This is a genomic window from Microvirga sp. HBU67558 (assembly GCF_018069605.1).
Taxonomy (GTDB): domain Bacteria; phylum Pseudomonadota; class Alphaproteobacteria; order Rhizobiales; family Beijerinckiaceae; genus Microvirga; species Microvirga terrae.
Genome location: NZ_JAGPUP010000391.1, coordinates 1 through 6,651, shown reverse-complemented (window position 1 = coordinate 6,651; position 6,651 = coordinate 1). Strand labels below are relative to the sequence as shown.

3 protein-coding genes and 1 pseudogene are annotated in these 6,651 nt (G+C 65.0%); 3 read left to right on the top strand and 1 reads right to left on the bottom strand.

All coding sequences use genetic code 11. The annotated features are described in order from the left end of the window. Positions 1–288: pseudogene (locus KBI52_RS02700) on the top strand (calcium-binding protein); the annotation flags it as partial. Between the two features lie 110 nt (positions 289–398). On the opposite strand, the gene KBI52_RS02695 reads toward KBI52_RS02700, so the two are convergent. Further along, complete coding sequence (locus KBI52_RS02695) at positions 399–839, bottom strand: VOC family protein (protein ID WP_173945064.1); 441 nt, start codon at positions 837–839, stop codon at positions 399–401. Between the two features lie 210 nt (positions 840–1,049). Here KBI52_RS02695 and pepN point away from each other — a divergent pair, with 210 nt between their 5' ends. Continuing rightward, positions 1,050–3,701, top strand: a complete 2,652-nt coding sequence (gene pepN / locus KBI52_RS02690) for an aminopeptidase N (RefSeq protein ID WP_210805149.1) — start codon at positions 1,050–1,052, stop codon at positions 3,699–3,701. A 245-nt stretch (positions 3,702–3,946) separates the two neighbouring features. Further along, positions 3,947–6,220 (top strand): PAS domain-containing sensor histidine kinase, encoded by a 2,274-nt coding sequence (locus KBI52_RS02685; RefSeq protein ID WP_262265449.1) that lies wholly within the window; start codon positions 3,947–3,949, stop codon positions 6,218–6,220. The last annotated feature ends 431 nt before the right edge of the window (positions 6,221–6,651 follow it).

The window sequence follows — 6,651 nt, the reverse complement described above, 5'->3', positions numbered from 1 at the left end:
GGCCTGGGTGCGGGCAACGTCGACACGCTGCAGGACTTATCACTGGCGCAGGGCGACCGCATCCTGCTCAGCCGGAGCGTGTTCGCCGGCGCCGGCTACGATGCCCTGGCGGGGGCGGCGTTCACCCTCGGCACGGCAGCCACGACGGCGGTGCACCGGATCGTGTACGATCAGGAGACCGGCGACTTGTTCTACGATGCCGACGGGGTGGGCGGCGCGGCGCAGGTCAAGTTCGCGGTGCTCGCCAACCATGCGTCGCTCACCGCGGCAAACTTCCAGATCCTCTGACGCGTCGCTAGGACAGCGCTTCGCCGAAGGAAAAGGCGCGGCCCGAAAGCCGCGCCTTTTCCTTCGCGGGTCCATTACTCAGCCGATTGCCGTTCAAGAATCGTCCGGCCTCACCACGTGCCCGTATTAGGCATGGACGCCCAGGGCTCCTGCACCGGCTTGGGTTCGCCGCGCTGCAGCAACTCGATCGAGATGTTGTCCGGGGTCTTGACGAAGGCCATGTAGCCGTCGCGGGGCGGACGGTTGATGGTGACGCCCGCATCCATCAGCTTCTGGCAGAATGCGTAGATGTCGTCGACCCGATAGGCGAGATGCCCGAAGTTGCGGCCGCCGGCATATTCCTTCTCGTCCCAGTTGTGGGTGAGTTCCAGCAGCGGCGCCTTCGTGTCCTTCGACTTGTCGACGTCGTTAGGAGCCGCCAGGAACACGAGGGTGTAGCGACCCTTCTCGTTGTCCGTCCGACGGACCTCGACGAGCCCGAACTTGTTGACGAAGAAATCGAGGGATTCCTCGAGGTTCGAGACGCGAACCATCGTGTGCAGATATTCCATGGTCACATTCCTTATGGGTCGGGGATAGGTCATGGCGTAATTGCCGGAGAGTTCAAGAGGTACCTTTTTCTTGCGCAGAAAAAGCCTTGGATTTGCTCAAGATCCTATGGCCTCTTATGGATGCTGCTTCGAGCAGACCGGAGGTCTCTCCCCCAAGACTCTCGCCGAGACCCTCGCATTTAACGCAACTTTGTTTCACGCGGATATTTGATGCGCACCGACACTCAGCAGATCGTTCGCCTTGAGGACTACCGCCCCAGCGACTTCCTGATCGACCGCGTCGAACTCGACGTCAAACTGCATCCCACCGAGACCAAGGTCGTGGCGACCGTGGCCATGAGGCCCAACCCTGAGGGACGCCCGGACGCCCCCCTGGTGCTCGACGGCGACGAGCTGAACCTGAAGGCGGTAGCCCTGAACGGGCGCCCTCTGTCCACCGACGAGTTCGAGGTCTCTCCGCAATCGTTGACCATCGCGCAGGCACCGCGGCAGCCGTTCACGCTCACCATCGAGACCGAAATCAACCCGACGGCCAACACCAAGCTCATGGGCCTCTACCGGTCGAGCGGCAATTACTGCACGCAATGCGAGGCCGAAGGCTTCAGGCGCATCACCTATTTCCTGGACCGGCCCGACATCATGGCCATCTACACCACCCGGATCGAGGCGGATCGCGAGGACGCTCCGGTTCTCCTGGGCAACGGCAACCCGGTCGAGAGCGGGACCGTCGACGGCTCCGACAGGCATTTTGCTGTCTGGCACGACCCGCATCCGAAGCCGTCCTACCTGTTCGCCCTCGTGGGCGGACGCCTCGGCCGGGTCTCCAAGACCTTCACGACCATGAGCGGACGGGCGGTGGACCTCGCGATCTACGTGGAGCCCGGCAAGGAGAGCCGCGCCGATTACGCCCTCGACGCGCTCGAGCGCTCCATGCGCTGGGACGAGAAGGTGTTCGGCCGCGAATACGATCTCGACGTGTTCAACATCGTGGCCGTGTCCGATTTCAACATGGGCGCGATGGAGAACAAAGGCCTCAACATCTTCAACGACAAGTACGTCCTGGCGAGCCCCGAGACCGCGACCGACATGGACTACGCCCATATCGAGGCGATCATCGCGCACGAGTACTTCCATAACTGGACCGGGAACCGCGTGACCTGCCGCGACTGGTTCCAGCTCTGCCTGAAGGAGGGCCTGACGGTCTTCCGCGATCAGGAATTCTCCTCGGACGAGCGCTCCCGCCCGGTGCATCGCATCGCCGAGGTGAAGACCCTGAGGGCGCGGCAGTTCCTGGAGGATTCGAGCCCCCTCGCCCATCCGGTGCGCCCGACCCAGTATCGCGAGATCAACAACTTCTACACGGCGACCGTGTACGAGAAGGGCGCCGAGATCGTCCGCATGCTCAAGACGATCATCGGCGAGGCCGATTTCCGGCGCGGCATGGATCTCTATTTCGAGCGCTGCGACGGCACGGCCGCCACGGTCGAGGATTTCCTGGGCGCCTTCGCGGACGTGACGGGCCGGGATCTGTCCCACTTCGCCCGCTGGTACGAGCAGTCGGGTACGCCCAGGGTCACGGTAAAGGGGCATCACGATCCTGACGCGAAGACGTTCCGCCTCGATTTCGAGCAAGGCACGCCCCCGACGCCTGGTCAGCCGAAGAAGGACGCGATGGCGATCCCGGTGGCGCTCGGCCTCGTCGCCCAGGACGGCACATTGGCGAACACCGCCTGCGAGCGCCTGGATTCCCGCGGCGTATTCCTGTTCGACAAGCTTACGGACAGCATCACGTTCACGGACGTGACGTCCCGGCCCGTTCCGTCGCTCTTCCGGGGTTTCTCGGCCCCGGTGAAGCTGTCGCTCGATCTACCGAATGAGGAGCTGCTGGTTCTCCTCCGGCACGATACGGACGCCTTCAACCGCTGGCAGGCTGCCCAGACCATGGCCATGCGCCTGCTCACCGCCCTGGCGAAGGGCATTCACGCGGACGACCGGGATATCGATGCCCTGGCCGGGGCGCTCTGCTCCTTCATGGCCAGGGATGCGCTCGACGACCCGGCCTTCGCGGCGCTCGTCGTCACGCTTCCCAGCGAGGCTGACGTCGCGCAGGAGATCGGGCAGGACGTGGACCCCGACGCCATCCACCGGGCGCGCTCGCATATGCGGCACCGGATCGGCCGGAGCTGCGCGGAGCCCCTGCAGCGCTTCTACGACACCTTGAGCGATTCCGGCCCTTACAGCCCGGACGCGGCCAGTGCCGGACGGCGCTCCCTGCGCAACGCGTGCCTCGACCTACTCGCCGCGGCCGATCCCGGCACCGGCGAGGCGCTCGCCGTGCGGCAGCTCGAATCGGCGAGCAACATGACCGATCGCCTCGCATCACTGAGCGTGCTGACCACCCTGCCCGGCTCGGTGCGCGAGGAGGCCATCGCCCGGTTCGGGGAGCGCTACCGCAACGAGCCGCTCGTGCTCGACAAGTGGTTCACCCTGCAGGCAGCGATCCCGGAGGACGGCACCCTGGAGCGCGTGACCGGGTTGATGCAGCACCCGGCCTTCTCCATCTCCAACCCCAATCGCGTGCGCTCGCTCATCGGCAGCTTCGCCATGCTGAACCAGGTCCAGTTCAACCGCGCCGACGGAGCAGGCTATCGGTTTCTGGCCTCGATCGTGCTGCGCGTGGACGAGCTGAACCCACAGCTTGCGGCCCGTCTTCTGACCGCTTTCAGCACCTGGCGGATGATGGAAGGCACCCGCCGATCGCAGGCCGAACAGGCCCTCCGATCCATCGCGCAAAAGCCCAATCTTTCCCGCGATGTAGGGGATATCGTGAGCCGTTCCCTGGAAGAGGAGCAGACGAAATAACCTGTTTGTTTCAATAGGTTACGGGGTTGTCCCAGATTTCCCCAGGGGAATGCGGGATGGGAAATTTTTTATTAACCTTCGGGTTCTACTAACTAGACAAATCACCCGCTCAAGATTCTATTGATAGTGATTCGGAGAGATGCGGCACGTCCTCCGAAACAGGACGAAAATGGTTCCGGAGGAAACATCGCATGGCGGGGGCGGTGACCGCATGCGTACCCGCACGCGCGGGTACGATTCTAGGGGTGACGCGATCAGACGCGAACCCGGCCTATCGACGGCTCGAGCAATATGAGCCTCTGCTGAGGCTCGCCGTTCCCGCACTCCTGATCCTGTTCCTCGTCACCCTTGCCGGCAGCGCCTGGATCCAGATCCGCGACGGCCGCAAGGACACGCTGTTCGACGCCATCAACGACATCGACATCATCGCGTCGCTTTCGGCCGCGAAGCTCGGCGCCGTCCGCGCCCCGGCCGACCGCGCGCAGGCCGCCGCTCAGCTCGAGCGGCTCGCGAAGGACATGCCGCCGAGCGCCCTGACGCAGAACCGCTCGCTCATGCTCGTCGATCAGGCCGGCACCGTTCTGGCCGTACACCCACCCATGGAAGAGGCCCCGGCCAAGCTGACGGACATCCTCGGCGAAGCCCAGCCCCTGATGCTGTTCGCCGACCGCGCCGGCGTCATGACGATCAAGCTTCCCGGCGGCTCGGAGGGCATGGCCACGGTGCGCGCGCTGCAGGCCTCCTCGGGCCAGATCGCCCTGGTCCAGCCGATGCCGCACATTCTGTCCGGCTGGTGGACGCGCACGATCGGGCACGTGTCGCTGCTCGGCGCCACGATCATGGTCCTGCTCGGCATCGGCGTGGCCTATGTGATGCAGGCCAACCGCGCCCGCGCGGCCGACGAGGTCTGCGAGAAGGTGCGCGATCGGATCGATTCCGCGCTCAACCGCGGGCGTTGCGGCCTGTGGGACTGGGATATCGGCCGCGGCCGCATCTACTGGTCCGACTCCATGTACGAGCTCCTCGGCTACGAGCGCCAGGACGAGTTCCTGTCCTTCGGCGAAGTGAACACGATGATCCATCCCGAGGATCAGGATCTCTTCACGCTGGCCGAGCAACTCGCCTCCGCCAGCACCTCGCTGGTCGACTACGAGTTCCGCATCCGCAGCATCTCGGGCGACTGGGTGTGGCTGCGCGCCCGCGCCGAGCTGATGAACGATCCGGACGATGCGGCAAGCCATCTGGTCGGCATCGCGGTCGACGTGACCGAGCAGCGCGGCCTGGAGGAGAAAACCGCCAAGGCCGACGCCCGCCTGCACGATGCCATCGAGGCGATCTCCGAAGCCTTCGTGCTCTGGGACGCCAACAACAATCTCGTTCTGTGCAACTCGAAGTTCCAGAAGCTCCACGAGCTGCCCGCCGACGCCAACCTCCAGGGCAAGTCCTATGCCGAAGTGATGGCGCTTGGCCGTCCGCCGGAGGTGCAGCACCAGTTCCTGCGCCGCGAGCAGCAGGATGTCGGCGCGCGCACCTTCGAGGCCCGCCTGCAGGACGGCCGCTGGCTTCAGATCAACGAACGCCGCACCAAGGACGGCGGCTACGTGTCGGTCGGCACGGACATCACGGCGCTCAAGCGCCACGAGCACCGCCTCGTCGAGTCCGAGAAGGAACTCATCGCCACCGTTCTCGATCTCAAGCAGTCGCGCCAGAAGCTCGAGGCGCAGACTCATCAGCTCGCCGACCTCGCCGAGCGCTATCTCGATCAGAAGGCGCAGGCCGAGAGCGCCAACCGGGCGAAATCGGAATTCCTCGCCAACATGAGCCACGAGCTGCGCACGCCGCTCAACGCCATCATCGGGTTCGCGGAAGTGATGCAGAGCGGCATCTTCGGATCGCTCGGCTCGGAGAAATACGAGGAGTACTGCTCCGACATCCGCTCCAGCGGCGAGTATCTCCTGTCGGTGATCAACGACATCCTCGACATGTCGCGCATCGAGGCCGGCCGTACGTCTCTCACGAAGCAGCCGATCGAGGTGCATTCATCGATCCAGCGCGCCCTCAAGCTCGTGGGCGAGCAGACCAAGGCCAAGAACCTCTCCGTCACGGTGGACGTGAACCCCGACGACATCATCGTGCCGGCCGACGAACGGGCCCTGCACCAGATCCTGGTCAACCTGCTCCAGAACGCCACGAAGTTCACCAGCGACGGCGGCTGCATCACGGTGCGCACGCGCCAGGCCGGCAACGCCGTCAACATCTACGTGGAAGACAACGGCATCGGCATTCCCGATCACGCCCTGCACAAGCTCGGCCAGCCCTTCGAGCAGGTCGAGACCGAATTCTCGAAGAGCTACAAGGGCTCGGGGCTGGGCCTCGCCATCGCCCGCTCCCTCGCGGAGCTCCACGGCGGCAGCCTGCGCATCAGAAGCCAGGAAGGCGTCGGCACCATCGTGCTCGTCCACCTGCCGCTGACCGAGGCCACCAACGCGGACATCGCCCTCGCGGACGCGGCTGCCTGATCGCACGCCGAAAACGCCGGAAACTCGCACATCATCGTCGGGGCCGTGCCTTCCTGTCCGGCAGGAGGCCTGTCGTTTCGGCCCACGGGCCGAAGCATGGGTGCGCTCCCTGCACGAGCGCACCACACGAGCCGCCGGTGGTCGGACCGACGACGATGGTCTCGCTCGAAAAGCAAGGGCGCAGCCTCCGCCGCGCCCCATGTGATCCATTGTCGAGCGGCGGAAGCGAGCCTGCCGCCCGGCCGCCTAGAAGAATCTCACAAGATGGAGAAGCTGGCTGCGCTGAGCGACGCATGATTGGCGATCACGGCAAACTTGACCTGCGCCGCGGCGCCCGAGCCGTCGGCATCGTAGAACAGCTCGCCGGTCGTCTGGTTGTAGACGATGCGATGCTCCGCCGCCGTTGCCGCAGCCCCCAGCTTGAATGCCGC